The organism is Streptomyces sp. NPDC002520, assembly GCF_053595235.1.
Genome location: NZ_JBSFXG010000041.1, coordinates 17,578 through 42,232, shown reverse-complemented (window position 1 = coordinate 42,232; position 24,655 = coordinate 17,578). Strand labels below are relative to the sequence as shown.

Genomic DNA, 24,655 nt, shown 5'->3' with positions numbered 1-24,655 from the left:
ATCTCTGCTGATCCGACCTCGGAGCCTCGATTGTGACCCGGCCGTGTTGGACTCACAGCAGACGGTCGTCGGGCGATTCCGACGGCGCCCCCGACTCTCGTCGGGTAGCTGGACGCGGGGCCGTGCGCGGACTGTTGAGGACGACCGCTGTCCAGGAGGAAGAGGGCTCACTAGGCTGCGGGGCCCGGTGGATCGACGACGTCGACGGACTGCCATGAGGAAACAGGTCAGAGATGAGGCATGAGCAGCTGCGGATGTCCGAACTGGGCGCCGACCCGGCGTCGATGATGGGGATCGTCTCGTACTTCGACGAGCTCGGAGAATCCGCGGCGGACGCGGACACCGTCGTGCGATCCGCGGCCGTACTCGCGGGGTGCGGCGTCGGCTGTCGTTGGCCCTCGGGCACCGTCATACGGTACGGCGCGCTGGGTGATCTGCTCGACAGCAGGGGCCCGAACGGCCCGGTGCCGCAAGATCTCGAGGTATGGCTCGAACGTACCGGAGCCGATCACGCGCTGGACACGGTCCTGCTGGACCGACTGCGACACACGCTGCGCATGGTGGACGTCACGTCGGTTTCGAGAACCGATCTGCGCCTGGGCGATCCGGCGATGGTCGAGGTGATCCTGTCCGACAGGGAGCGACGAGAGGATCGTGTCCGGGCCGTCGAGTTGTTGGGGCTCGACCCTGGTGGGGACCTACGGGTGCTGGCCCTCTACGCGGAGGACGTGGGCACTGTCGTAGAACTGCTCGAGCGTACGTGTCCGGGTCGCTTCGTCCCCTCGGTCGCGATGGGGAACCTGACCGCGGTTCTGATGCAGGCGCCCTTCGAGAGCCGGCGACTCTGCGACGCACTGCATGCGGCGATCGTCGCCCAACACCCGGCGTCACAGCGCCCGAGTGGTGGTCGCGGACCATGGGTCGGTATCGGCGAGCGCGTGAGCGTCCAGGCCGCACCCGTTGCGTGGACACAGGCCCGCCGGGCACTGCGGTTCGCGTCGTCCACCGTGTACGGACGGCGTGCGGTGGAGTTCGGGCGGCTCGGGCCATTGGACCTGCTCGCCGACGTTCCCCTTGAACGCCTGCTGGAGACCCGGGGTGTCGCACGCATCAACGCCCTTGCCGCATCCGCGTCGGGTGCCCAGGACGTGGACACGCTCGAGGCGTTCTGTGTCTACGGCTCACTTCGGCGAACCGCCGCCGAACTGCACGTCCATCACAGCACGGTGGCGAGTCGGCTCACACATGTGGAAGCCGAGATGGACTGGGACCTGGGGGATTCGATCGACCGTTTCATGGCCACGCTGGTGCTGATGCTTCGTCGCATGGCGCTCACCTCGGCGGAGTTGGCGGCATCCGCGGCTGTCGGTGGCTGCGGGGGAGGCGTGCGCACCGACGGCCCCCATATCCCGTCGCACTGGGTGTAACTCCGAGTCCCCTCACGTCCCGCTGAGTGGGAAACACACGTACCGGCGCCCGATCCGGCTGGCTATGGTTCACAACCCGCTGCACTCAGGGGTGAGAGGGATCGAGGATGCCACGCGAGACGATTGCCGACCTCCTCCTCGACCGTGTCGGGGACGACCGTGCGGGTCTGCGGACCCGGGAGCGGACCTGGTCGTGGGACGAGGTCGTCCGCGAGAGCGCGGCGCGCGCATCGCTGGCGAGGTCGCTGCGCATCGAGGGCCCTTTCCACATCGGGGTGTTGCTGGACAACGTGCCGGAGCACATCTTCTGGCTCGGCGGTGCCGCCCTCGGCGGGGCGGCCGTCGTCGGCATCAACTCCACTCGCCGCGGCGCCTTTCTCGAGCGGGAAGTGCGGCACACCGAATGCCAGTTGATCATCACTGACCGGGCCGGGCTCGCGCTGCTCGACGGTCTGGACGTCGGCGTGGACCGTGACCGGTTCCTGCTCGTGGACGATCCGGCGTACGCGAAGCAGGTGGCCGCCCACGCCGGTGAGGCGACCCGTGACCCGGCCGTCGCCGCGGACACGCGGATGCTGCTGCTGTTCACCTCCGGTACGACGGGCGCCTCGAAGGCGGCGATCTGCTCGCAGGGCCGGCTGACCGCGCTCGGCCATGCCAACAGCGCGAAGTACGACATCGACCGGGACGACATCTGCTACTGCCCGATGCCCCTGTTCCACGGGAACGCGCTGATGGCGCTGTGGGCTCCGGCCCTGGCCGCGGGCGCCTGCGTGGCCCTCACACCGAAGTTCTCGGCCTCCGGCTTCCTGCCGGACGTACGGTATTTCGGCGCGACCTTCTTCACCTACGTCGGGAAGGCGATCTCCTACATCCTGGCGAGGCCGGAGCAGGCCGACGACGGGGACAACAGGCTGACCCACGCCTTCGGAACCGAGGCTTCACCGGAGGACAGGGCCGCCTTCCTGCGCCGCTTCGGATGTCGGCTCGTCGAGGGCTACGGCTCCAGCGAGGGCGCCGGAATGCTCAGACAGGCCCCCGACGGTCCCGTCGGCGCACTCGGTGTGCCCGCCCGCGACAGCGTGAGGATCGTCCACCCGGAGACGCGCGAGACATGCCCTCCGGCGGTTCTCGACGAGCGCGGGACGGTGAAGAACCCTGAAGAGGCCATCGGGGAGATCGTCGACACCGAGGGCGCCACCAGGTTCGAGGGCTACTACAACAACCCCGCCGCGAACGCCGAGCGCGTACGCCACGGGTGGTACTGGACCGGCGATCTCGGATACGTCGACGAGGCCGGCTACTTCTATTTCGCGGGCCGCTCCGGCGACTGGATCCGGGTCGACGGAGAGAACACCTCCGCGCTCCTGACCGAGCGCATCCTGCGCCGGCACCCCGCCGTCCTCGCCGCCGCGGTCTTCGGCGTGCCCGACTCACGCTCGGGGGACCAGGTGATGGCCGCCGTCGAGATCCCCGAGGGGACGGGCTTCGAGGACCTGGGCCTGCCCGAGTTCCTGTCCCGGCAGGAGGATCTCGGCACCAAGGGCGCACCGCGCTTCGTCCGGGTCTCGCACGCGCTGCCGACCACCGGCTCGAACAAGCTGCGCAAGAAGGAGATGCAGCTCGAGGGCTGGTCCACCGACGACCCGGTATACCGCTGGGCCGGACGCGGGGCGCCGGAATACGCCGTGATGGGCGAGGACGACAAGGCCACGCTGCGCACGGAGTTCGTCGCCAACGGGCGGCAGCGCTTCCTTCCCTGACCGCACAGGCTCTGACCGCACGGGCTCTGACCGCACGGGCCCTGACCGCACAGTCCGGCCACCGACACAGAGGAGAACCACATGCACGTGCGCGAGAGCGCCGCGCAGCGCCGGCTGCGCGTGGAGCTGCGGGCGTACTTCTCGGGCCTGATGCCTGAGGACGAGCGCCGCCGGGTCGGCGAGGAAGGTGTGGGCGGGAACCGCTTCCGCGAGGTGGTCAAGCGGCTCGGCTCCGACGGTTGGCTCGGCATCGGCTGGCCGGAGGAGTACGGCGGTCAGGGCCGTTCGATCGAGGAGCAGTACGTGTTCTTCGACGAGGTCCAGCGGGCCGGTCTGCCTTTCCCGTTCGTCACAGTGAACACCGTCGGACCCACGCTCATGTCGTACGGGTCGCAGGAGCACAAGAAGCGCTTCCTGCCCGGCATCCTGTCCGGCGACATCGTGTTCGCGATCGGCTACACCGAGCCCGAGGCGGGCACGGACCTGGCGTCGCTGACGACGCGAGCCGTCCGCGACGGTGACGGCTTCGTCGTCGACGGCAGCAAGATCTTCACCAGCGGTGCGAACACCGCCGACTACGTCTGGCTGGCGGCCCGGACCGACCCGGACGCCCCCAAGCACCAGGGCATCTCGATCCTGATCGTCCCGACCGACGCCGAGGGGTTCTCCTGGAGTCCCATCAAGACCGTCGGCGGCATGGTCGTCACCGCGACCTACTACAGCGGGATCCGGGTGCCGGTCACCGATGTGGTGGGCGAGGTGAACGGCGGCTGGCGGCTGATCACGGCGCAGCTCAACCACGAGCGGATCGGCCTGGCCGCACTCGGCGGCCGGATGGTCCAGCTGTGGGAGAGGGCGCTGGAGTGGGCCAAGGACAACGGGACCATCGAAGTTCCCTGGGTCCGCCAGGAGTTCGCGCGCACCTACGCCAAGCTGGAGGCGATGCGGCTGATGAACTGGAAGATGACCAGTGCGGTCGCCCAGGGATCACTGACCGGCGCGGACGCCGGTGCGGCCAAGGTGTACGGTACCGAGACCCATATCGACGTGCAGCGGACGCTGACCCAGATCCTGGGGGTGGCGGGCCGGATCCGTCCGGAGTCACCGGGTGCGGTGCTGGCCGGACAGGTGGAGCAGCTCTCGCGCCAGGGCATCGTGAACACCTTCGGCGGCGGCGTCAACGAGGTCCTCCGCGACATGGTGGCCACCCAGGGCCTCGGGCTTCCCCGGAAGGGACGCGGCGCGTGAGCGAGGAGTACGAGAAACGGCTGCAGGCGTTCGTCGGCCGTGAGCTGAACGCACCCACCCCGGGCCAGGACCCGGTGAACCAGCCGATGATCCGGCACTGGGTCGAGGCGATGGGGGACAGCAACCCGGTGTACGTCGACGAGGGGGCGGCCCGTGCCACGGGGCGTGCCGGCGTGGTGGCCCCGGCCTCGATGGTCCAGGCGTGGACCATGCGCGGCTTCGCCGCCACGGTGTCCCCGGCGCCCGGCCGCCGCGGGTTCGACGAGCTGGTCGAGCTGCTCGACGAGGGCGGCTACACGTCCGTGGTGGCGACCGACTCGGAGCTGGAGTTCCTGCGCGAGCTGGTGCCGGGCGACCACGTCAGCCAGCAGGAGGTCGTCGAGTCGATCTCGGCGCAGAAGAGGACCGGGCTCGGCGTCGGACGGTTCGTCACCACCCTGAAGACCTACCGCGACCAGGACGGCGAGATCGTCGCCACCCAGCGCTGGCGCACCCTGCGGTTCCGGCCCACGAAGCCCATCGCGAAGCCGGTCCGCGAGCCGGTCGAGGAGCCGTCGGCGCTGCGTCCCCGGCCGGCCGTCAACCAGGACAACTCCTTCTGGTTCGAGGCGGCGAAGGAGCACCGGCTGCTGATCCAGCGCTGTGCGTCGTGCACCGCCCTGCGGCACCCGCCCGGGCCCTGCTGTCCGCAGTGCAACTCCCTGGCCTGGGACGTCGTCGAGGCATCGGGACGCGGCCACGTCTACAGCTTCGTGGTGAACCACCACCCACGCCACCCCGCGTTCGAGTTCCCCCTGGTCGTCGCGGTGGTCGAACTCGTGGAGGGCACCAGGCTCATCACCGACCTGGTCGGCATCGCCCCTCAGGACGTCGAGATCGACATGCCCGTCGTCCTCGACTGGCTCGACGCCGACCCCGACGTGTCGCTGCCGGTGTTCCGGCCGGTCGCGAAGGAGTACCACTGATGGATTTCTCCCTGTCAGAAGAGCTCGAAGCAGTCCGTAACCTCTCACGTGAGATCTTCACCGACCGCGCCACCACCGAGCGGGTACGGGCGGTGGAGGCATCCGAGACGCGCGTCGACGACAAGCTCTGGACGGACTTGGCCGATGCCGGGCTGATCGGCACCGCCCTCCCCGAAGAGACCGGCGGAGCCGGCCTCGGACTGGGCGCACTGTGCGTGCTGCTGGAGGAACAGGGCAGATGCGTGGCGCCCGTCCCGGTCTGGCCCGCCGTCGTCGGAGCGCTGGCGGTGGCCGCACGCGGGTCTGTACAGCAGCGGTCGGCGCTGCTGCCGTCGGCCGTGGACGGCACGGCCCGGCTGACCTTGGCGCTGGAGGAGTTCGGCTCGGCCGATCCGGTCGCACCGCTGACGACGGCAACGGCCGACGGGCGGGGATGGCGGCTCAGAGGAACCAAGGCAGTGGTGCCCTCACCGTCCGGTGCCGACCAGGTGCTGGTCACCGCCACCACCCACGCGGGCACCGGCCTCTTCCTGGTCGCCACGGACGCCACCGGACTGGCCTGGGAGCAGGCCGAGACCACCAGCCACGACCTGAGCGCCCACCTCGTCCTCGACAATGCCCTCGCCGACGCCGTCGGCGCTCCGGGCACCGCAGTGGTGGAGTGGACCGTCGGCCGCGCCGGTGTCGCGCTGGCCGCCGTGCAACTCGGTGTGGCCGAGGGCGCGCTGCGGCACGCCGCCACGTACCTCACCGGGCGTCACCAGTTCGGCCGTCCGCTGGCCACCTTCCAGGCCGTGCAGCACCAACTGGCCGACTGCTACATCGACATCGAGGCGATGCGGGTGACGCTGTGGCAGGCCGTGACCGCGCTCGAGGACGGCGAAGACGCCGAACGGGCGGTGCTGGTGGCCAAGTGGTGGGCCACCGACGGCGGGTTGAACGTCGTCCACCGCATCCAGCATGTGCACGGCGGAATGGGTGTGGACACCGACTATCCGGTGCACCGCCACTTCCTGTGGGGCAAGCAGATCTCCACGACCCTGGGCGGGGCGGGCGCCGGTCTGTCGCGGCTCGGAGCGGTCCTGGCCCGCGAAGCGGTGGCCTCATGACGACGCCGACCACGCCGCCGACCACGAGGACGTACGACGAGGTCGCCGTCGGCGACACGCTCCCCGAGCTGACGATCCCCCTGACCCGGACGCTCATCGTCGCCACGGCCCTCGCCGGCCGCGACTACCAGGACGTGCACCACGACCCCGCGCTCGCCGTCGACCGAGGTTCGAAAGACATCTTCATGAACATCCTCACCAGCAATGGACTGGTCGACCGGTACATCACCGGGTGGGCCGGCCCGGCAGCGGTCGTCAAGGCGATCAGGGTCCGTCTCGGCGCCCCCAACTACCCCGGCGACACGCTGGTGCTGAACGGAACGGTGACGGCCAAGACCGACGAGAGCCGGCGCGTCGAGATCTCCGTGAAGGGCACCAACAGCCTGGGCTCCCACGTCACCGGCACGGCCGTCGTGGAGCTCCCGAAGAGGGTGGACGTGCGATGACCGGCAGTGCCCTCGCGGGGACCGCCGCCATCGTGGGCATCGGCGCCACCGAGTTCTCCAAGTTCTCCGGACGCAGCGAGCTCCAACTCGCCTGCGAGGCCGTGCTCGCGGCCCTCGCCGACGCCGGGCTGCACCCCGCCGACGTCGACGGCCTGGTCACCTTCACCGCCGAGACGAACTCCGAGATCCACGTGGCCCGCAACACGGGCATGGGCGAGCTGACGTTCTTCTCCCGGATCGGATACGGCGGCGGGGCCGCCTGCGCCACCGTGCAGCAGGCGGCCATGGCCGTCGCCACGGGCGCCGCGAAGGTGGTCGTCTGCTATCGCGCCTTCAACGAGCGCTCCGGCGAACGCTATGGGCTCGGGCAGGCCGACCGGCCGATGGACACCACCGCCGACCGTGCCGCGTACGCCTGGATGACTCCGTTCGGCCTGAACACGCCCGCCCAGTGGGTGGCCATGTTCGCGCGCAGGTACATGCACGAGTACGGCGCCACCAGCGTGGACTTCGGCCGGGTCGCCGTCGTGGACCGCAAGCACGCCGCCAGCAACCCGGCCGCCTGGTTCTACGAGCGCCCCATCACCCTGGAGGACCACCAGAGCTCACGCTGGATCGCCGAGCCACTGCGCCTGCTCGACTGCTGCCAGGAGACCGACGGCGGCCAGGCCCTGGTGATCGTGTCGGCGGAGCGGGCCCGGGACCTGCCGCAACCGCCCGCCGTCATCCGCGGGGCGGCCCAGGGCCTGGGCGCGGACCAGCACATGATGACCAGCTACTACCGGCCCACGATCTCCGGCATCCCGGAGATGGGCCTGGTCGGCCGACAGCTCTACGCCCAGAGCGGCCTGCGCCCCGGCGACATCGACGCCGCGATCCTCTACGACCACTTCACCCCGCTGGTGCTGCCGCAACTGGAGGAGCTCGGATTCTGCGGCACGGGTGAGGCCAAGGACTTCATCGCGGACGGAAACCTGGAGATCGGCGGCCGGCTGCCGATGAACACCCACGGGGGCCAGCTCGGCGAGGCCTATCTGCACGGCATGAACGGAATCGCCGAAGGCGTCCGGCTGGTCCGCGGCACCTCGGTGAATCAGCCCGACGGCGTCGACAACACACTCGTCACCGCCGGCACCGGCGTGCCGACCAGCGGGCTCATCCTGGGAGGCGACCGATGACCCCTCCGGGGGCGCGGTTACGGAAGGCGAACTCGTCCACGCCCAGCACCCGCGTGGCACCTTCCGGCACCGTCGGAGGCTTCAGCAGCCTGAGCGCCAACCCGGCGAACCTTCCGGGTCAAAGCACTGGCTGGCCGGACGCGGGAACACGACATGAGCGGTCAGGACGACGCGCACGCGCATGGACCGTAACTGCCGACGATGTCCGGGCGTAGCGTCCTGGCCTGGCCAACGCCGTTCCGCGTGGAGTTGACGTCCGCAAACACCACTGCGCGAACTGTCCAACGTGGTTGATGCCGGGCATGCCCGAGTGCGCGTGATGGCAGCCGCGCCATGGGAACAGGCCCATCCGTTGGATTGCCGTCCCGACGCATCAGCGGGTCGTCACCATACGACCGGGCCGGTCTTGTCGAAGAAGCCGCCGGTCGGGCCGTCGGCGCCGATCGAGGCCATGCGGACGATGATCTCCGCCCCCTCCGCGACGGTTTGGGTGCCCTGGTGGCCGTTGAGGTCGGTGGCGGTGTAGCCGGGGTCCACGGCGTTGAACCGGATGGCGGGGAAAGCCTTGGCGTACTGCGAGGTGACCATGACCAGCGCGGTCTTGGAGGAGTTGTAGTCCAGCATCGTCACATGAAACTCCACCCGGCTGGGGTCGGCGCACGCCGCGGGCGAGCCCAGACCGCTGCTGACGTTGACGACGACCGGGGCTTCGCTCGCTTCCAGCAGCGGCAGGAAGGCGTGCGTGACGCGCACGACGCCGAAGACGTTCGTGTCGTACGTGGTCAGCATGTCGGACCCGGTGACCTCGCCGACTCGGCCAAGCTTGCCCGCGCCCACGATCCCGGCGTTGTTGACCAGGACGTCGAGGCCGCCGGCGTCCGCACGGACGAATTCGGCGGCGGCCTTGACGGAATCCTCGTCGGTGACGTCGAGCTGGACGAAGCGGGCGCCGAGGCTCTCGGCGGCCGTTCGGCCACGCTGGGCATCGCGTGCCCTGACGTAGACGGTGTGCCCGGCCTCGATCAGACGGCGGGCGGCCTCGAAACCGAGGCCCTTGTTCGCTCCAGTGATCAATGTGGTGGTCATCTGTTCACTCCGTGTTCGATGGGGTGGTGACGCCTTCACTCTCCTCGCCCCGTCGAGAGACAGACAGTGCCCGCCTCAGCCAGTGGATCAGCAGTACCAGGCTGTGCGGGCGCGGCGGCGCGATACTGGGAGGGTGAGCGAATCCAGCGAATTGGGCAGAGCCCTGCATGGCTGGCGGGACCGGATCGCCCCCGCAACGGTCGGACTGCCCGTGGGCGGGGTACGTCGGGCCCCGGGGCTGCGCCGAGAGGAACTGGCCCAGCTCGCAGGCTTGTCGGTGGATTACATCGCCCGCCTGGAAGAGGGGCGGGCCACCTCCCCGTCGTCCCAGGTCCTGACCGCGTTGGCTCGCGCCCTGCGGCTGTCGGCAGCCGAGTGCGCGTACCTGTATCTCCTCGCGGGCCAGCCGGCGCCGGGCCCCGGGCGGCTGTCGGCGCACATCCCGCCGGGGGTTCGGAGGCTGCTCGACCAGCTGGACGGCTCACCGCTGAGCGTGCATGACGCAGCCTGGAACCTGATTCTGTGGAACCCGTTGTGGGCTGCCCTGTTCGGAGACCCGTCCGCGCTGCACGGACGGGAACGCAACATCGTCTGGCGGCACTTCGCCGGTCTGCCATGCCGGGTCAGCCACACCCCCGAGCAGGAAGGCCGGTTCGAGGCGGCCGTGGTCGCCGACCTCAGATCGGCATCCGCCCGCTACCCCGCCGATGCCGACCTGCGCTCCCTGATCAAGGACCTGCGGGGTGTCAGCACCGACTTCGCGCACCTGTGGGACGCGGGCATCGTGGGCGTCCATGAGTCGGACACCAAGACCGTCCATCACCCCGATGTCGGCCCGTTCACCCTCGACTGTGACGTACTCATGGCCCCCGGCAGCGATCTGCGCATCGTCGCCTACACCACCGCTCCTGGCAGCGACACCGCCGACCGATTGAGGCTCCTCAACGTCATCGGCACCCAGGCCATGACCGAAGACAGCACCCCGGGATAGCAGTCGGCGGGGGGACACGGCTCCGCACGCGGTGCAGGCGTACGTTCTCATCGAGAGAGGTGGTGCGTGCTTGGTTCTCGCTCCGTACTGCGCACAGTCCATCGTGGTGTGCGCGGGTTGCACGAGACGGACGTCCCGTGCGTGCTTGCGGCCCGTCTCGACCAGGGCACGCTTCGTCGCGGCGATGGCGGCATCAGCCGCCTTGCGGGCCATGGTCGTCTTCGCGAGGAACTTCGACCGGAAGTCCTCCACAGCCACGGCGTCATGGCCGCGCATGACGGACTTGGCCCACTTGCGGTCGGTGTCCTCACACTGCCGGGCCATCTTCCTGGATACCTTGGCGGCCTGCACCTGCGGTGCGTGGACTCCTTTGGTTCGTCTGGACAAGCCGGGGCGAGGGCGGGCATGCCGATCAAGGCCGACGACGTGAACGCCTACGCCGGCCAGCGGCACGGGGGATGAAGCGAAGCGACCGTCCGCGTCAGGTGCCGACCAGGCGCACTGATCAGCTCGTGAGCCGCCGCCTTGGTCAGCCGCTTCGCAGCCGTGACGGTCTGCTCCTCCCGCGGCCCCGAGGCCACCACGGCGTGGTTGTAGCCGTTGGCGGGAGGCATGCCCCGGGGCGTACGAGGTGGCGCATCGTCACGTCCTACTCATCCGGGTCCCAGGCGCTGAGCTGCTCGAAGAGACGTCGGTCGCCGTCGATCTTCAGGGAGTTGATCGGGATACGGTTGTACAGGATGAGGACCAGCTCGCTGGCCGTGCCCTGAGCGGAGAAGAAGGCGGCGGCCGCGTCCGGGTCCTGGCCGGCAGCGGTGGCCAGCATGGTGCCGGGCCCGGGGATGCGGGCGGTCCGTGCGCCGTCGGCGGAGAGCGAGAGGCGCCAGGAGCGGCCCTCGGAGGCGTGGAAGTCGATGGCAGCGGGCTTGTGCGGCCAGGCACTTGTCGTTGCGACGCAGGTGGACAGGAACTCGTCGACACCGTCGAGCGCCACCTCGTCCGGCAGCGGCTGCGGGGTACCTACGGTGATCTGGGCGTCGTATGTGTGCACCGCCATCTGCTGGAGCTGGTGCCGAGCTACGGCACCGGAGGTCTGCGGCGACTGCGACGTCCCCCACCACGTCCAGCAACCGCGATCCGGGCCGGCCTTCCGCAATGCGTCCAGCAGTTGCTCCGTGGACTCCGCCAACCAGGCCAGCAGGGCCTCGCGCTCCCGAGGCGCAGCCGGGGCGCCGTCCGCTGCGGACTTGGCCGGAGCAGGCCCTGCGGCGACGGTGGCGGCCCAGTCGCGGCGCCCCTCGCCGATGTGCTGCGCCAGATCGAACAGCGTCCACTCGGGGCAGGTCGGCACCTGTACGTCGAGGCTGGGCGCGGAGGCGACCGCGGCGCGGAAGGCAGTCGACCGTTCGTCGATCAGTCGCAGCAGAACGGGGAACTCGAGTGTCAGTGTCACCCTGAATCTCTATCACTGCGTTCCGACAATCGGACAGCGATTTTCACAGCCGCCATCGCGGGCGGACCCTCACCACCGCGGAGAAATGATGGAGGACCTCTCCGCCGCCGACCGTGCGTCACACACGGTCATTCTCATAAATGTTCATCTGTGAGAGTTCTGCGACAGGCCGCCATCGCCCGTGTCGCGTAGACGGGGGTGGCTCGATCGCATCCCGTCGTTCATCGTCGCCCTGGGCATGCCCCAAGCCGCCAGCGGCCTCGCCAGCCTCATCAGCGACGGCTCCTCCAAGCCCATGCCGACCGCCGGCTTCCTGCCCTCCCTCGACGTCGCGCCCGGCATCCTGATCGCGGAGGTTGTCCTCACCGTCATCTGGCGGCACACCCCTCACGGGCGGCCTGAACCGGATCACCGGCATCATCGTCGGTGCCCTGATCATCTCCATACTCTCCAGCGGCCTGCTCCTCATCGGAGTCGGCTCCGCCGAACAGACCTTCACCAAGGGCATCATCCTCGCCCCGGCCGTCCTGGTCTCCCTCGACCGAAGCAAGATCGGAATCATCAAGCAGACGCGGCCAACCCCCTGCCACGGCCATCTCCGGCCCTGGCCATGCGCTGGCAGCGCACCTGACCCACTCACGGCTTGCTCCATTCGGAGGTCGTGCGGTTACGTGCGGTGTGTTGGCGCGTTACTGCTGTATGAGCGGAAGTCACAGGCGCAAGCGGTCAGCGTCGCCGGCGTTCAGGCAGTTGCAGGGGCAGTTGGCTCGTGCCGCTGCTGCGATGTACGGAGCAAGGACGCCGCGGCGGAAGGCCGAGGAAACGCTTTGCCAGGCGGAGCCGGGGGATGGCCACAGCGAGACGGCGCCGGCCGGGTCGAGCTGAGATCACCCCCCTCCTTCTCACGAGGCCGGCGTCGGTCGTTGTCGGCGCATTCGCGGACGGTGGGGTCGACCGCGGGGTCGAGGTTGGGCGCGTCGTCGGCGATTGTGTCGAGCAAGTCCGGGCCGCCCGCGCGACCGGCCTGCGCACCACCCACCCCGATAGCCAAAAGGTCCGCCGATCCCGTCGACGGACCCCCACGAAAGGTCGAGGCTACAGGCCGAGGTCGGAGAGGCCGGGGTGGTCGTCGGGGCGGCGGCCGAGGGGCCAGTGGAATTTGCGCTCGGATTCGTCGATGCGGAGATCGTTGATGCTGGCGATGCGGCGGCGCATGAGGCCGTCGTCGTTGAACTCCCAGTTCTCATTGCCGTAGGAGCGGTACCAATTGCCGGAGTCGTCGTGGCATTCGTAGGCGAAGCGGACGGCGATTCGGTTGCCTTCGAAGGCCCAGAGTTCCTTGATGAGGCGGTAGTCGAGTTCGCGGTGCCATTTGCGGGTGAGGAACTCGATGATCTCGTCGCGTCCGTGGATGAACTCGGCGCGGTTGCGCCATTCGCTGTCGGGTGTGTAGGCGAGGGAGACCTTCTGAGGGTCGCGGGAGTTCCAGCCGTCCTCGGCCCCGCGGACCTTCTGTACGGCGGTCTCGTGTGTGAAGGGTGGTACCGGCGGCCTGGTAGTCATGTCGGCTCCGGGGGCGGTGAGAGTGGTTCCAGGATCACCAGTTCACCCCATGAGCCACGCCTACACACCTGCGCCACCCCGGTCGCCGTCCGGGAACGGGCGATTCGGAACATGCTGCATACGGCGATCATGGACCGCAATCCGCGCACCCCGAGGACTCCGGCGAGGCGCTGGTGGGACCAGGATGCGCCAGATCCATACGGTGATCCCCCGCAGGCAACGAGTAACTGGAACCGACCGCGGCGCCGGATCGGCGCGCCTCTCCGAAACCAGCAGGCTCCCCGGGGACGGGTCATGAGAAGGTGCAGTTCGGCCCAGCAGAGGGGGGCACCTCGACCGGTGAGCACCGGTGCCCCTGACGCGGCACGACCCCGGACGGACCATCCGGAAGCAGTCGTCTGCGGGAGCCCGTGCATGCCCTGGCCGCCGTCAATGCCAGGTCCTCGGCAGAGGATTGCGGACCGAAAGGTTCTGTCCGCGCCCGCTGTGTCGCGGCGGACGGGCGTCGCATTTGCGGTCGGTTAGAAACCTGCTCCGGATCGCCGCCAGGCCGCCGAGGGCGTTGCCTGCGCCGATGGAGCCCGGGAGGATCCAGGAGTGGGCATGACGCGGGGTGGCGACGGCGGCTTCGCGGAGTGCCGCCCGCGTACACGGCTTTCTGACCGAGCGCTTCCTGCTGGGCAACCTCCTGCCGTGGCCCTTCGAGTCCGCCGGGGACGCCGAGCTGATCCCTCCGTACCACCGGAACGTCGACTACGACGAGTTCACCTTCCACCACGCCGGCACGGCCATGCAGGTGGAGGTCGCCCCGGCCAGCGTCTCCCTGGTCCGTCGTGGCCGCCATCACGGTTTCCTGGCCGAGCTGCAGAAGAAGCTGCGGGCGAACGTCAAGCCCGGCGACCGGATCGACATGCAGATCATCTTCCTGGACGTGGCCAACCCGCTTGCCGTCGCACCGGAACTGCAGGCGGCGCAGCGGCGGGGCGAGCACTACTCCGAGGGCACCGTCGCCAAGGGAGGCGAGTAGCGGTGCCCGAACGGGAGCAGGGCGGGGCCAACGCCGTCGGCCTGATCGACTTCGAGACGCTGCCGGCCGGCACCGGGACGGCCGTCGTGACCGTCGCCGCGGACGACGGCGCCGTCTCCCGCGCGGATTCCTCTATTCCCGTGGCGGGGAGCGGACGGTGGTCGTGGTCTCGCACCCTCGCGGTGACATGAGCCACCACTACGCCGCGCCTGCCGTGCTCGAGGCCGGCTACGCCTTCTACGCCCACCAGCCCCGGAGTTTCAACAATGACGTCGACGTCGAGCACGAGCGGCTGCTGCTCGATCTGGCGGCGGGGCTGCGCCGGCTGAAGGAGGAGTGGGGCTACGAACGGATCGTGCTGCTCGGCAACAGCGGCGGGGGATCCCTGCTCGCGTTCCACCAGCAGCAGGCCGGCACCGCCCCGCCCGGACGGCTGGCGAACACCGCGTCCGGGGATCCGCTGGACCTCAACGAAGTCGACATGCCCAAGGCCGACGGGCTCGTGCTGATCGCCGCCCACCCCCGGCCAGGGGACGTTCATGATGACCGCTATCGACCCGTCGGTGGTCGACGAGGACGATCCGCTCGCCGTGGACCCGGAACTGGACATGTACAACCCCGCCAACGGGTTCCGCGAGCCCCCCGAGCCGAGCAAGTATGCGCCGGAGTTCCTCGACCGCTACCGGGCCGCGCAGCGGGAGCGGGTGGCGCGCCTGGATGCCCGGGCCCGGACGCTGGTCGCCGAACAGCGGCGCCATCTGCGGAAGATGGAGGCGCCCGGGTTCTCGGACCTGCAGCTGGAGGAGCGGAACCACATCACTCGTCGGGCGGTGGTGGGCCAGTACATGGTGGTCCACCGGACCGAGGCCGATCCGGCGTACCTGGACGTGAGCCTCCACTCCTGGAGGTCCACCCGGAAGTCGGCCTCGATCCTCGGACCCAGGCCGGACCGGACGAACTACGCCCCCGGCGGGTTCGGCCGGCTCGTCACTCCGCGGGCGTGGCTGAGCACCTGGTCGGGGCTGTCGACCAGAGCCCGGCTCATCGACTCCGTGCGGTCGGTCCGCGACCCGCTCCTGATGATCAGCCTGACCTCGGACAACCTCTGCTTCCCGGACGAGATCCAGGCGGAGTTCGAGGTCAGTCCGGCCGAGGACAAGACCATCCGGTTCGTCGCGGCCGATCATTTCGCCACGCCGCCCCCGAAGCGGGCTGAGGCCCTGCGGATGGTCGTCGAGTGGCTCGCTCCGCGCTTCCCGGCAGTGCGGAACCAGTTGACCGCCGCCGGCGGTCCGGCGGGGAGGCTCTGCCGCCTTCCCGCCGGACCGACCGGCCGCCGCGAAGCACATGGTTCAGGTGGTTCAAGTCCCGTGAATCGACGATGAGGAGGATGACATGAAGCAGTTCGTCGTGATGCTCGCCTTCACCGGCGAGCCCGGCCCCGGGGTGGGGGAGGCCCAGCAGGCGTTCCTGGCCGGGCTCGTCGAGCGGGGCGTGCTCGTGATGTCGGGTCCGTTCGCCGATGGCCGCGTCGGGATGGCCGTTCTGCGCTGTGAGTCCCTGGGAGAGGCCCGGGAGCTGTACCGGAACAGCCCGGTCGTCCGCTCCGGCGGTGTCACGGCCGAGGTCCGTGAATGGCACGTCCTGCTGGACGGCACCGCGCGAAAGCAGGACCGATGACCGGCACGGTCGCCGGGTAGCTCATCGAGGTCCTTTACGCGGCGGGCGTGCGCCGGATCTAGGGGTTCGTCGGCGACAGCCTCAATCCCATGTCCGACGCGGTCCACCGATGAATCCTTCCAAGGGATCAGCGCCCTCCACCGGACCCGGAACGGTTGAGACCCCCTGTTGTGTGGCGGGTGGTGGCTGGCTCGGGTGCGGTTCAGGCGAACCAGTTGTCGCGAGTGGCGCTCAAGCTGTCCGGCGGCGGGTCCGGGAGCAGCTGGAAGAACTTCCATGCGTACTCGTACGGATCGAGGCATTCGACGTACCGTTCGCCCCATGGTGCGTCGGCCGGGCCGGTGGTGACCTGGCATCCGGCCGAGCGGCAGTAGTCCGCGGTCGCGTCGACGTCGGTCACCTCGATGCCGATGACCACACCGAGGCCCCGTGGGCTGGTCCTCGTCATGCGTTCACGGTCGCTGTCGGGAAACGGCATGCCGACCAGGGCATCGACGAGCAGCTGGAGGTCGCCGCGTCTGAGGATCGCCATGACCGTCCGGCCGTCGGGGTTGGATATCGATCCGGTCTGCTCGAAGCCGAGCCCCTGATAGAACGTGGCCGCCTCGGCCACATCCTCGACGCGGAGTCCTACCCGGATGGGAGCTTCTTCGGTCATTGCGCCTCCGTTGGGCGAGCGGTCTCACACCGTCACGATGCAGGAGTGAGGGGAGCGGTGGCCAGCGAATCTTGATCGCACCTCGGATCTTGCCGGGGCTGCATCGGGATGCTCTTCGTCAAAGAGGCCGGTCGTCCCGCGGTCAGTCGAACGTGGCGCTGTCTGTGGCTCGGTTGCCAAACGGTTGCCGACACAGTCATGACCGATGATTCTCATCGTTCCCGACGGTCTCAATGTTCCAAGAGTGCAGCAGAGAGTGCGAGGTATGGCATGTTTGTTCTGATCCCCGGTGCTGGAGGTGCGGCCTGGTACTGGCATCGTGTGGTGCCCGAGTTGCACGCCAGGGGGCACGAGGCGGTCGCTGTTGAACTGCCCGGCGCCGACGAGTCCGCGGGGCTGCCCGAGTACACCGATGCGGTGGTTGATGCGATCGGCGACCATGACGACGTTGTGTTGGTGGCCCAGTCGATGGGCGGCTTCACCGCCCCGATGGTCTGCGCGCGCGTGCAAGTAGATCTGTTGGTGCTGGTTAACGCGATGATCCCGCTGCCGGGCGAGACGCCCGGACAGTGGTGGGACAACACCGGATCGCCGTCGGCCCGCGTTGCAGCAGCCGAAGCAGGTGGGTACAGCCCGGAGTTCGACCTGTTCACCTACTTCCTGCACGACGTGCCGGCCGAAGTCGCCGCCGCAGGCGCGGCGCACGACCGGCCTGAGGCCGACGCCGCGTTCAGCCAGCCCTGCGACATCGAACGATGGCCGGACGTGACCACTCGCGTGCTTGCCGCAGCCGAGGACCGGTTCTTCCCCCTGGAGTTCCAGCGCCGAGTGGCCCGCGACCGCCTCGGGATCAACGCCGACGAGGTTCCCGGCGGTCACCTGGTTGCGCTGTCGCGCCCGGTCGAGCTGGTCGACCGACTGATCGAGTATCTGCGCTGAGGAGCTGCGGGCTCGCGCCGTCTGACGACCTCACAGTGCCGTCATTTCCCATGAACCAGCGCGAGCCCGCTGATCGCCCACTGCTGCTGAATCTCGTGGATGAACGCTGTTGCTGAAAGCGAACGAAGCCAGGCGGGTGACTGCGGCATGTCGTCCACAAGTCGGCCTGGCGTTCGTGGCAGATGGTGGGCCGTCGATCACAGGACGGGTGCCCCGTTGCGGAGGTACAGAGGGCGTCTCGCGTCCGTAGCCTTCGGGGCACTCTGGAACTGGCGCCGGAGCCGGTCACGGAGCCGAATCCCGGCTTCGGTGGCCGTGACGAATGCGACCTCGGACAGTTCTTCGTCTCGCGGCTGTAGCCGGTCGGCCTGGTCCTGGTCCTGGTCCTGGTCGATGGTGCCGCATCGAAGACGAATGCGAGTTGATCACTCCAGGGGCTGTGCGGGGCCGCCCAGTCCACCACCAGCAGCCCGAGCAGGCTGACGTGAAGTGCGAGTTCCTTGATGAGCTCCCGGCGTACGGCGTCCTCCGGCGGCTCGTTGGCCTCGCGGTAGGAGAGCGGGACGCGGTGGTAGAGCCATGCCGCGTGCGAGATGACCTCCGCAAGGAACCGGGCCCCCCTTGTACGACACCGCCGCCCCGGCCGCCACGCCACGCCCTCCCCAACCCCCCTGACCAATCTGAACGATCATCTCGCCGACCGACCGCAATCAAGTGGACAGTGCCCTGACCCACCCTCAAGCGGTGCGCGGTGAAAGGCTGCCTCTTGCGCTGTCAAGGCAGCCCTCCGCCGCGTCCCCTCGGATGGTCACGGGCCGTCCGGTGGGCAGGGTACGGCGCCTCGGCCCGCGTGATCAGAGGTCGTGCTCGTCTCCCAGGCCCAGGAACGCCCGGGCGTTGGCGGTGAGGTCCGCGGTGTCGAGGCCGCCTGCCGTGGCGAAGGCGACCGGGTCGGTCTCGGCCATGTCGAAGGGATGGTCGCTGCCGCAGACGATCGCGGTCTTGCCGGCACGGGCGGTGAGCAGGTCGAGCAGGGCGGGATCGTGGGTCACGGTGTCGAACCACAGGCCCCGCACGGCCTCGCCCGGCGGGCGGGAGGAGCCGCTGCGGACGTCGGAGCGGGCCCGCCAGCCGTGGTCCCAGCGGCCCAGCAGACCCGGCGTGCACCCGCCGCCGTGCACGAAACAGATGCGCAGGCCCGGCAGTTCGTCGAGGACGCCGCCGAGCAGCAGCGAGGCCACGGCGGTGGCCGTCTCGACCGGATTGCCGATGAGGTTCGCCAGGTAGTGGTCCCGCCATTCGGGACGGGGAAGTTGCATGGGGTGGACCAGCACGGACAGCCCCGTCCGGGCCGCCTCGGCGAGGACCGCGCGCAGCACGCCGCGGTCGAGTGACTCCCCGCCGAGCAGTGGCGGGATCGCGATGCCCGCGATCCCGGGCGTCGCGGCCAGCGCGTCCAGCGGGGCGGGGTGGTCGAGCGCGGCCAGGCCGAACCCGAGCAGCGCGCCGTCAGAGGAGGCGACGACCTGAGCCAGCGCGGTGTTGAACGCGTCGACGTAGTCCGTGGCAGGCCCGCCGACCGGGAAGGCGAAGGGCGGCGCCGACAGCACCCGTACCCCGATCCCGGCGGCGGCCATGTCGGCGCGGATCGCGGCGACGTCGCTCATGGCCCGGGTGGCGATGGACAGCCGCACGTCACCGAGGTGCAGCTCCCCGTCCCGGTCGTTCAGCGGCCCGTACGGTGCTCCAGGCGGGAGGTCGAACAGCTCCTGGGGCAGCCAGTGGGCGTGGACGTCGATCGGTCCGGTCACTTCAGCTCCAGGGGCGCGTTCGCGCTGTCCAGGTGCTCGACGGTGGTGAAGACCAGCTCGCCCTCCCCGATGTTCTCGATGTCGTGCAGCAGGTACTGGCCCTCGGCGAAGGTGAAGTGCCGGGTCTCGCCAGCGGAGTACGAGACCTCCCGGGTGGTGCCGTCGCTGGTGTGCTGGCGGCTGTGGCCGGCGTTCACGGCGGTCCAGAAGTAGTCCAGAACATGCCGGTGGGCGTGCCAGCGCTCGCCGGGGGCGAGCCGGATCTCCCAGACACGGACCCGCTCGTTGCTGCTGAGCAGCCGGGAGCCGACCTCGCCGTCGTAAGCGCGGGCCTCGAACTCGGCGCGCAGCTCGTCGGACCAGCCGGTGAAGTCGGAGCCGACGAGCGTGCCGGCGAGCGGGAGGTCGGAGAGGAAACCGGTGTCGTTCATGTCGTGTCCTTTTCGCGTAGGTCAGCGGCCGGGGGCGTAGAGCCCGAACCGCAGGCTGGGGTCGCCGGGGGTCCAGGTGTTGTGGAACTGCGAGCGTTCGCCCATGTCCTTCACGCGGTCCATCAGCTGCGCGCTGAGCTCCAGCTGCGTGGGCTCCCACTTGCGCAGGGCGGCGGAGATGTCGCCGTCGGCGGCGGTGAGCGCGTCGGCGAGGGCCCAGGCGTCGGCGGCGGCCTTGGCCGTGCCCGCGGCGGCGTGCGGGCGGGCCGCGGCGGCGCCGTCGCCGATCAGGGCGATCCGGCCCTCGGCCATCCGGGAGGACCGGACGTCGGAGACGACCTGGATGTAGGGCTGCTCGGTCGAGGTGACGACCTCCGCCGCCGCCGGGGCGAGCAGCCCGGCCGCGGTCTCGCGCATCTCGTCGACGTAGCGGTCCTGCACCTGCCCGGGGTGCACCGAGACGGTGGCGCTGATGCCGCGCTTGTCGATCAGCATCTCGGCCAGTTCGCTGCCGGCGGGGACGTTGCGGTACCAGACGTAGTTCATCAGCCGGTCGCGCGGGCCGGTGCCGCCCTCTCCGGGGATCGGGTAGAGCGTGATGTGCGAGTTCGGCACCACGCTGTAGGAGACCGCGTTCCCGAGCAGCTCGCGGGTCTCCTCGCTGAGCTCGTGCTCGGGCACGGTGCCGCGCCAGCCGATGTAGCCGGAGTACTCCAGTGTCGCGCCGGGGTCGAGCAGGGACCGGCCGATCGAGTTGATGCCGTCGGCGAAGACCACCAGGTCCGCCTCGACCCGGCGCCCGGTCACGAACCGGACGGTGGCGGTGTCGCCGTTCTGTCCGACGCCGCAGGCGAACTCGCCGAGGTGGTACCGCTCCGTGCCGAAGTCGGCCAGCAGGGCACGGTAGAAGGTGCCCCACGAGGTGTAGGTCCAGCGGCGCTCGTCGCGGTGCTGGAGCTGGTTGGCGCTGTCGAGGTACTGGACGTACTCGGTCGAGGTGGACAGCGCCTCCGGGTTCTGGGTGCTGCGCTCGGCGAACCAGCGGACGGTGTCGGGCTGCAGCACGATTCCACCGCCACGGCCGTCGAGAGCGGTGGGGGTGCGCTCGTAGACGTCGACGTCGAAGCCGAGGTCGCGCAGCAGCAGGGCAGTGGTCAGGCCGCCGATGGAACCCCCGATCACGGCGGCGCGGGCGTTTGCGTAAGGGGCCATCAGTGGATCTCCTGTGTGGTGGTCGGGACGGGGTTCGCGTCGGCGGTGGCGTCGGTGGTGCCGTCGGTGGTCTCTGCGACGGGATCGGTCGGGAGGGGCTCGCCGCGGGTCTCGTGTGCGAAGGCCAGCCCGATCGCGCCGAGCATGCCGACGCCGACGACGCAGGTGGTGGCCAGCGCGAGGTTCCCGCCGAACCAGGACGCGGCGATCACGCCCGCGACCATGGGACCGGCCGCGGTGAAGTAGCGGCCGATGCCGTTGTAGAGCGCGACGCCGGTGGCGCGCACCGACGTGGGGTAGAGCTCGGGGCCGTAGACCAGCAGTCCGCCCAGCGCGCCGTAGATGCCGAACCCGGCGACCGGCAGCACGGCCAGGAACGCCGTCCAGCCGGGAGAGAGGGCGAACAGGAACACCACGCTCGCCGCGGAGATCACGAAACTGGCCAGGAAGGCCTTTTTCCGGCCTATGGCGTCGGCGAGGAAGCCCCAGCTCGCGTAGCCGAGGACACCGCCGACGTTGAACAGCATCGACGCCGTCGCGACCCGGCCGTTGGCGATCTGAGCAGACAGCCCCGCGGCCGTCGCGGCCTGCCGGATGACCTGCGGGTACCAGGTCGAGACACTCCAGAACGCGACCAGCGAACCGGTGGCCAGCGCGGACAGCACCAGGGTCGGCCGCAGCAGCGGGGGAGCGAGCAGGCGGCGCACGACGAACCGGTCCTCGGCCGTACGGTGTCCGCGGGCCTTGCGCTGCCGGCGGGCGGCGATCCCGTGGCTCACCTCCGGCGGCTCCGGGACGTGGCGTCGCAGGAAATACACCAGCAGCGCGGGGAGTACGGCGATGGCCATGATCACCCGCCAGCCCTGGTTCTCCAGCAGCGCGTAGGCCAGGGCGGCGAGGAAGAACCCAGCCGCGTAGCCGGACATCATCACCCCGCTGGCGCGGGCCCGGTACCGGTTGCGCCAGGCCTCGGCGATCAGCGCCGCGCCGACCGGCGCCTCCACACCGGAGCCGAACCCGGCGATGAACCGCAGGATGCCGAGCTGCCACCAGGTGTCGGCGACCGCGGCGAGCGCGGTGAACACCGCGTAGGTGAGGACGCCGAGCGAGAGCACCCGGACACGGCCGAAGTAGTCGGCGAGGATCCCGAACAGGATTCCGCCGGTGCCCCAGCCGAGCAGGAACACGGCGACGGTGATGCCGCCGTAGAGCCCGATCGTGTCGGTGCCGACCTTGATGCCGCTGTGCGGCAGCAACTCGGTCATCGCCGGACCGAGGATCAGCGAGTACAGGCTGCTCGCGAAGCCGTCCAGGGCCCAGCCCATGGTGGTGCCCGCGAGCACCAGCCACTGGACTCGGGTGATCGTGGAGCGCCACGAGGGCGCGACGAGTATGTCCGACATGTACGGCTCCTTTGCCGGAGGTCGGGGAACAGGGGTCGACGTCGGGACGGGAACTGTGGGGGGTGGGGACGGGCACTGTGGGGAGGGGACGGGGGCTATGGGGGACGGGACTGCCCGTGAGGGGCTGCCCGTGCGGGGACCGTTCCGTGGCCGGGGCCGCGGAAACGGGTGCGGGTGCGGACCGTGCCGCGGGTGCCGGACTGGCCGGGAACGGGCGCCGTCGCGCCGTCAGGCGCGGCCCGGATCACCGGTCGACGCCGGAACGGAGGGGAGACCGACTCCCCGCACACGTGACGTCGAGGCTTGCGAGGCGACGAGGTCGTCGTCGACACGCCGTGGCCCTTCGGGCACCGGTGCGAGTGAGGAAAGTCTGGCTGTCCGAATCCGCGTCGTCGATGTCTGGAGCAACACCATTCCGTCGCTGCGATGTCCCGTGCCACACTCGAACGATGAGTGACGATTCGGACGACGCCCTGCGCCCCTGGCTGTCGGCGATCGGAGACCTGACGGCGGCGGTCAACGCGGGACGCAGTCTCCGGGACGTACTCGACCTCGTGGCCAGGAAGGCCCGGGAACTGCTCACACTCGATTTCTGCGGCGTGCTCGTCCCGGACGAGGACCACCGAAAACTGATCATCGCCGGCTGGAGCGGCCTCAGTGAGCAGTACGTGCAGCGGGTGAACACGGACCGACCCGTCCGGCTGGAGGCCGACGCCGACAGCGGAGCGCCGTCCAGCAGGGCGTTCCGCTCCGGCCTTCCGTGCGCGATCGTCGACATCGAGAAAGAGCCCGGCTTCATATGGGGCGGAGTCGCCCGGGAGCAGGGCTATCGGTCGATGCTGTCGGTACCGCTGGTCACGGCCTCCGGGGTGATCGGGACGTTGAACAGCTACCGCACCTCGGTGCACGTCTTCGGCACGGACGAGGTGGAGCGCCTGCAACTCCTCGCCGAGCACGCGGCCATAGCGATCACGTCGGCGCGGCACCTGGAGGACCTCCGCCTTCAGCATGAGCTCGTCACCCGTTCCGAGGAGATCCACGACCGGCTGTTGCGCGTGTCCGTCCGCGCCGGTGGTGTGGCCGGCATCGTCGACGCCCTGCATGAGCTGCTCGGGTCTCCGGTGCTGGTGCACGACGCGCGAGGAGAGCTTCTGGCGGCGGCGGGCGAGGAGCCGACGGATCATCCCGGCTGGGGTGAGATCGGGGAGGACCGTCCCGCCGGGTCCCAGCTCGTACGCGATGAGGGCAGCGATGTCGTCGTCGACGTCGTGCTGGCCGGGGCGGTCGCCGCCCGGGTCCGGATCCCCGGCCGGGCGGGCACACTCGCGGCCCTCGACCGTCGCGCTCTGGAGCATGCCGCTGTCGTGCTCGCCCTCGAACTGTTCCGGCTCCGCACCGCCGCGGAGGCGGAGCAGAGCGTCCGCGGGGAACTGCTCGCCGATCTGCTCGCGGGCGCCGACCCGGCCGCCCCGTCCATCCGGGACCGAGCGGCACTTCTGGGCCACGACCTCGGTCGGCCCCACGCGGTGCTCGTCGCGCAGATGACCGCACAGGACGGGTCCACCACTGCGGGAGACACGCTGAAGCGGGCGGTGACCGCGGCCACGCGACTGACCGCGGGAGTACGGCCGCGCCCGCTGATCTCCGGTCATCACGACCTGGTGATCACGCTGTGGCCAAAGGGTGCGACCGAACCGGTCCCGGGCGACGCGCTGCGCTCCGCGCTCACCTCGGTTCCCGGAGTCGAGGAAGCCACCGTCGTCGTCTCGGACGGCACCGCGGACCTCGTGGACGCCTACCGCACCGCGCGCGGAGCGGTCCTCCTCGCCACCCGGAGCGGTCGTCGCGGCAAGGCGCTGACCCTCGACGATCTCGGCGTGGGGGGCTTGCTGCTTCAGCTCGGCGACTCGGCCCGCCTGCGCGCCTTCGCCGAACGCACCCTCGGTGCTCTCGTGCGATACGACGAGGAGCACGGAGCGGAGTTGCTGAGAACACTGCGCGTCTACCTCGACGCCGGCCTCGACCGGAATGCGACAGCGCACCTGCTCACGGTCCATCCGAACACAGTGAGCCAGCGCATGCGCCGCATCTCCGAGCTCACCGGCCTCGACTGGCGTGACGCACACGCGATGGTCGACGCGCGCTCTGCGCTGGTGGTGCTCGACGTGGCGGCAGGAAGTGAGCAGGCGATCAACTGACGGCGCCGGCGCCGGCGGCGTGGCGGGGGTGGCAGCGCCGCTGCGGTGGAGGCCGGGCTGGACGAGG

General features: G+C 69.9%; 22 protein-coding genes and 1 pseudogene. 14 read left to right on the top strand and 9 right to left on the bottom strand.

All coding sequences use genetic code 11. From position 1 onward, the window contains the following. Positions 1-233: 233 nt before the first annotated feature. The 7 genes from ACWD5D_RS37295 (at position 234) to ACWD5D_RS37265 (ending at position 8,136) form a co-directional block, all read left to right on the top strand. A complete protein-coding gene (locus tag ACWD5D_RS37295; protein WP_451377240.1) occupies positions 234-1,427 on the top strand; it encodes a PucR family transcriptional regulator in 1,194 nt (397 codons plus the stop codon). A 107-nt stretch (positions 1,428-1,534) separates the two neighbouring features. After that, positions 1,535-3,190 (top strand): AMP-binding protein, encoded by a 1,656-nt coding sequence (locus ACWD5D_RS37290; RefSeq protein WP_451377239.1) that lies wholly within the window; start codon positions 1,535-1,537, stop codon positions 3,188-3,190. 81 nt (positions 3,191-3,271) lie between these two features. Then, a complete protein-coding gene (locus ACWD5D_RS37285; protein ID WP_451377238.1) occupies positions 3,272-4,438 on the top strand; it encodes an acyl-CoA dehydrogenase family protein in 1,167 nt (388 codons plus the stop codon). Further along, a complete protein-coding gene (locus tag ACWD5D_RS37280) occupies positions 4,435-5,403 on the top strand; it encodes a bifunctional MaoC family dehydratase N-terminal/OB-fold nucleic acid binding domain-containing protein (protein WP_451377237.1) in 969 nt (322 codons plus the stop codon). The genes ACWD5D_RS37285 and ACWD5D_RS37280 overlap by 4 nt, the downstream gene beginning before the upstream one ends. Beyond that, on the top strand, positions 5,403-6,512 hold the full coding sequence (locus tag ACWD5D_RS37275) for an acyl-CoA dehydrogenase family protein (RefSeq protein ID WP_451377236.1): 1,110 nt from the start codon (positions 5,403-5,405) through the stop codon (positions 6,510-6,512). The genes ACWD5D_RS37280 and ACWD5D_RS37275 overlap by 1 nt, the downstream gene beginning before the upstream one ends. Continuing rightward, the gene (locus ACWD5D_RS37270) at positions 6,509-6,958 is read left to right on the top strand and encodes a MaoC family dehydratase (RefSeq protein ID WP_451377235.1); all 450 of its coding nucleotides are present in this window, start codon (positions 6,509-6,511) and stop codon (positions 6,956-6,958) included. Before ACWD5D_RS37275 ends, ACWD5D_RS37270 begins: the two co-directional genes overlap by 4 nt. After that, entirely contained in the window at positions 6,955-8,136 is a 1,182-nt protein-coding gene (locus ACWD5D_RS37265) for a lipid-transfer protein (protein ID WP_451377234.1), read from the top strand. Before ACWD5D_RS37270 ends, ACWD5D_RS37265 begins: the two co-directional genes overlap by 4 nt. Positions 8,137-8,520: 384 nt before the next feature. Here the strand turns inward: ACWD5D_RS37265 and ACWD5D_RS37260 are convergent, their stop codons facing one another. Beyond that, a complete protein-coding gene (locus tag ACWD5D_RS37260) occupies positions 8,521-9,222 on the bottom strand; it encodes an SDR family NAD(P)-dependent oxidoreductase (protein WP_451377233.1) in 702 nt (233 codons plus the stop codon). 133 nt (positions 9,223-9,355) lie between these two features. Between ACWD5D_RS37260 and ACWD5D_RS37255 the strand changes: the two genes are divergently transcribed. Further along, positions 9,356-10,213 carry a helix-turn-helix domain-containing protein gene (locus ACWD5D_RS37255; RefSeq protein ID WP_451377232.1) on the top strand — a complete coding sequence of 286 codons (858 nt, stop codon included), beginning with the start codon at positions 9,356-9,358 and terminating at the stop codon, positions 10,211-10,213. Positions 10,214-10,219: 6 nt separating this feature from the next. On the opposite strand, the pseudogene ACWD5D_RS37250 reads toward ACWD5D_RS37255, so the two are convergent. The 3 genes and pseudogenes from ACWD5D_RS37250 to ACWD5D_RS37240 form a co-directional block, all read right to left on the bottom strand. Next, positions 10,220-10,618, bottom strand: a pseudogene (locus ACWD5D_RS37250) (RNA-guided endonuclease TnpB family protein); the annotation flags it as partial. Between the two features lie 244 nt (positions 10,619-10,862). Next, positions 10,863-11,666: a maleylpyruvate isomerase family mycothiol-dependent enzyme gene (locus ACWD5D_RS37245; protein WP_451377231.1), complete on the bottom strand. Its 804-nt coding sequence runs from the start codon at positions 11,664-11,666 to the stop codon at positions 10,863-10,865. Between the two features lie 1,095 nt (positions 11,667-12,761). Then, positions 12,762-13,229, bottom strand: a complete 468-nt coding sequence (locus tag ACWD5D_RS37240) for a nuclear transport factor 2 family protein (RefSeq protein ID WP_451377230.1) — start codon at positions 13,227-13,229, stop codon at positions 12,762-12,764. Between the two features lie 613 nt (positions 13,230-13,842). Between ACWD5D_RS37240 and ACWD5D_RS37235 the strand changes: the two genes are divergently transcribed. The 4 genes from ACWD5D_RS37235 to ACWD5D_RS37220 all read left to right on the top strand — a co-directional run bounded on the left by ACWD5D_RS37235 (position 13,843) and on the right by ACWD5D_RS37220 (position 15,936). Next, the gene (locus ACWD5D_RS37235) at positions 13,843-14,256 is read left to right on the top strand and encodes a hypothetical protein (RefSeq protein WP_451377229.1); all 414 of its coding nucleotides are present in this window, start codon (positions 13,843-13,845) and stop codon (positions 14,254-14,256) included. Positions 14,257-14,258: 2 nt separating this feature from the next. Beyond that, entirely contained in the window at positions 14,259-14,447 is a 189-nt protein-coding gene (locus ACWD5D_RS37230) for a hypothetical protein (RefSeq protein ID WP_451377228.1), read from the top strand. A 348-nt stretch (positions 14,448-14,795) separates the two neighbouring features. Next, positions 14,796-15,641: a hypothetical protein gene (locus tag ACWD5D_RS37225; protein ID WP_451377227.1), complete on the top strand. Its 846-nt coding sequence runs from the start codon at positions 14,796-14,798 to the stop codon at positions 15,639-15,641. Between the two features lie 10 nt (positions 15,642-15,651). Beyond that, on the top strand, positions 15,652-15,936 hold the full coding sequence (locus tag ACWD5D_RS37220; RefSeq protein ID WP_451377226.1) for a YciI family protein: 285 nt from the start codon (positions 15,652-15,654) through the stop codon (positions 15,934-15,936). Positions 15,937-16,138: 202 nt separating this feature from the next. On the opposite strand, the gene ACWD5D_RS37215 is transcribed toward ACWD5D_RS37220, so the two are convergent. Next, on the bottom strand, positions 16,139-16,594 hold the full coding sequence (locus tag ACWD5D_RS37215) for a VOC family protein (protein ID WP_451377225.1): 456 nt from the start codon (positions 16,592-16,594) through the stop codon (positions 16,139-16,141). A gap of 270 nt (positions 16,595-16,864) precedes the next feature. Here ACWD5D_RS37215 and ACWD5D_RS37210 point away from each other — a divergent pair, with 270 nt between their 5' ends. Continuing rightward, positions 16,865-17,533, top strand: coding sequence for an alpha/beta fold hydrolase (locus ACWD5D_RS37210; protein WP_451377224.1), 669 nt, complete (start codon positions 16,865-16,867; stop codon positions 17,531-17,533). 854 nt (positions 17,534-18,387) lie between these two features. Here ACWD5D_RS37210 and ACWD5D_RS37205 read toward each other — a convergent pair. Genes ACWD5D_RS37205 through ACWD5D_RS37190 form a run of 4 tightly spaced genes read right to left on the bottom strand, consistent with a single transcriptional unit; the run spans position 18,388 to position 22,390 of the window. Next, positions 18,388-19,344 (bottom strand): amidohydrolase family protein, encoded by a 957-nt coding sequence (locus ACWD5D_RS37205; protein WP_451377223.1) that lies wholly within the window; start codon positions 19,342-19,344, stop codon positions 18,388-18,390. Beyond that, on the bottom strand, positions 19,341-19,775 hold the full coding sequence (locus tag ACWD5D_RS37200) for a hypothetical protein (protein WP_451377222.1): 435 nt from the start codon (positions 19,773-19,775) through the stop codon (positions 19,341-19,343). Before ACWD5D_RS37200 ends, ACWD5D_RS37205 begins: the two co-directional genes overlap by 4 nt. A gap of 21 nt (positions 19,776-19,796) precedes the next feature. Next, positions 19,797-20,987, bottom strand: coding sequence for an FAD binding domain-containing protein (locus tag ACWD5D_RS37195; RefSeq protein WP_451377221.1), 1,191 nt, complete (start codon positions 20,985-20,987; stop codon positions 19,797-19,799). Next, the gene (locus tag ACWD5D_RS37190) at positions 20,987-22,390 is read right to left on the bottom strand and encodes an MFS transporter (protein WP_451377220.1); all 1,404 of its coding nucleotides are present in this window, start codon (positions 22,388-22,390) and stop codon (positions 20,987-20,989) included. The genes ACWD5D_RS37195 and ACWD5D_RS37190 overlap by 1 nt, the downstream gene beginning before the upstream one ends. A 449-nt stretch (positions 22,391-22,839) precedes the next feature. Here ACWD5D_RS37190 and ACWD5D_RS37185 point away from each other — a divergent pair, with 449 nt between their 5' ends. Continuing rightward, positions 22,840-24,588 carry a helix-turn-helix domain-containing protein gene (locus ACWD5D_RS37185; RefSeq protein ID WP_451377219.1) on the top strand — a complete coding sequence of 583 codons (1,749 nt, stop codon included), beginning with the start codon at positions 22,840-22,842 and terminating at the stop codon, positions 24,586-24,588. Positions 24,589-24,655: the final 67 nt, after the last annotated feature.

Bases quoted from the DNA above. Each gene is read 5' to 3' on its own strand.
- ACWD5D_RS37195 (WP_451377221.1), bottom strand. From the start codon at position 20,987: ATGGCCCCTTACGCAAACGCCCGCGCCGCCGTGATCGGGGGTTCCATC.
- ACWD5D_RS37270 (WP_451377235.1), top strand. From the start codon at position 6,509: ATGACGACGCCGACCACGCCGCCGACCACGAGGACGTACGACGAGGTC.
- ACWD5D_RS37265 (WP_451377234.1), top strand. From the start codon at position 6,955: ATGACCGGCAGTGCCCTCGCGGGGACCGCCGCCATCGTGGGCATCGGC.
- ACWD5D_RS37240 (WP_451377230.1), bottom strand. From the start codon at position 13,229: ATGACTACCAGGCCGCCGGTACCACCCTTCACACACGAGACCGCCGTA.
- ACWD5D_RS37260 (WP_451377233.1), bottom strand. From the start codon at position 9,222: ATGACCACCACATTGATCACTGGAGCGAACAAGGGCCTCGGTTTCGAG.
- ACWD5D_RS37210 (WP_451377224.1), top strand. From the start codon at position 16,865: ATGTTTGTTCTGATCCCCGGTGCTGGAGGTGCGGCCTGGTACTGGCAT.
- ACWD5D_RS37220 (WP_451377226.1), top strand. From the start codon at position 15,652: ATGAAGCAGTTCGTCGTGATGCTCGCCTTCACCGGCGAGCCCGGCCCC.
- ACWD5D_RS37185 (WP_451377219.1), top strand. From the start codon at position 22,840: ATGAGTGACGATTCGGACGACGCCCTGCGCCCCTGGCTGTCGGCGATC.
- ACWD5D_RS37275 (WP_451377236.1), top strand. From the start codon at position 5,403: ATGGATTTCTCCCTGTCAGAAGAGCTCGAAGCAGTCCGTAACCTCTCA.
- ACWD5D_RS37285 (WP_451377238.1), top strand. From the start codon at position 3,272: ATGCACGTGCGCGAGAGCGCCGCGCAGCGCCGGCTGCGCGTGGAGCTG.
- ACWD5D_RS37190 (WP_451377220.1), bottom strand. From the start codon at position 22,390: ATGTCGGACATACTCGTCGCGCCCTCGTGGCGCTCCACGATCACCCGA.
- ACWD5D_RS37215 (WP_451377225.1), bottom strand. From the start codon at position 16,594: ATGACCGAAGAAGCTCCCATCCGGGTAGGACTCCGCGTCGAGGATGTG.
- ACWD5D_RS37290 (WP_451377239.1), top strand. From the start codon at position 1,535: ATGCCACGCGAGACGATTGCCGACCTCCTCCTCGACCGTGTCGGGGAC.
- ACWD5D_RS37225 (WP_451377227.1), top strand. From the start codon at position 14,796: ATGATGACCGCTATCGACCCGTCGGTGGTCGACGAGGACGATCCGCTC.
- ACWD5D_RS37200 (WP_451377222.1), bottom strand. From the start codon at position 19,775: ATGAACGACACCGGTTTCCTCTCCGACCTCCCGCTCGCCGGCACGCTC.
- ACWD5D_RS37295 (WP_451377240.1), top strand. From the start codon at position 234: ATGAGGCATGAGCAGCTGCGGATGTCCGAACTGGGCGCCGACCCGGCG.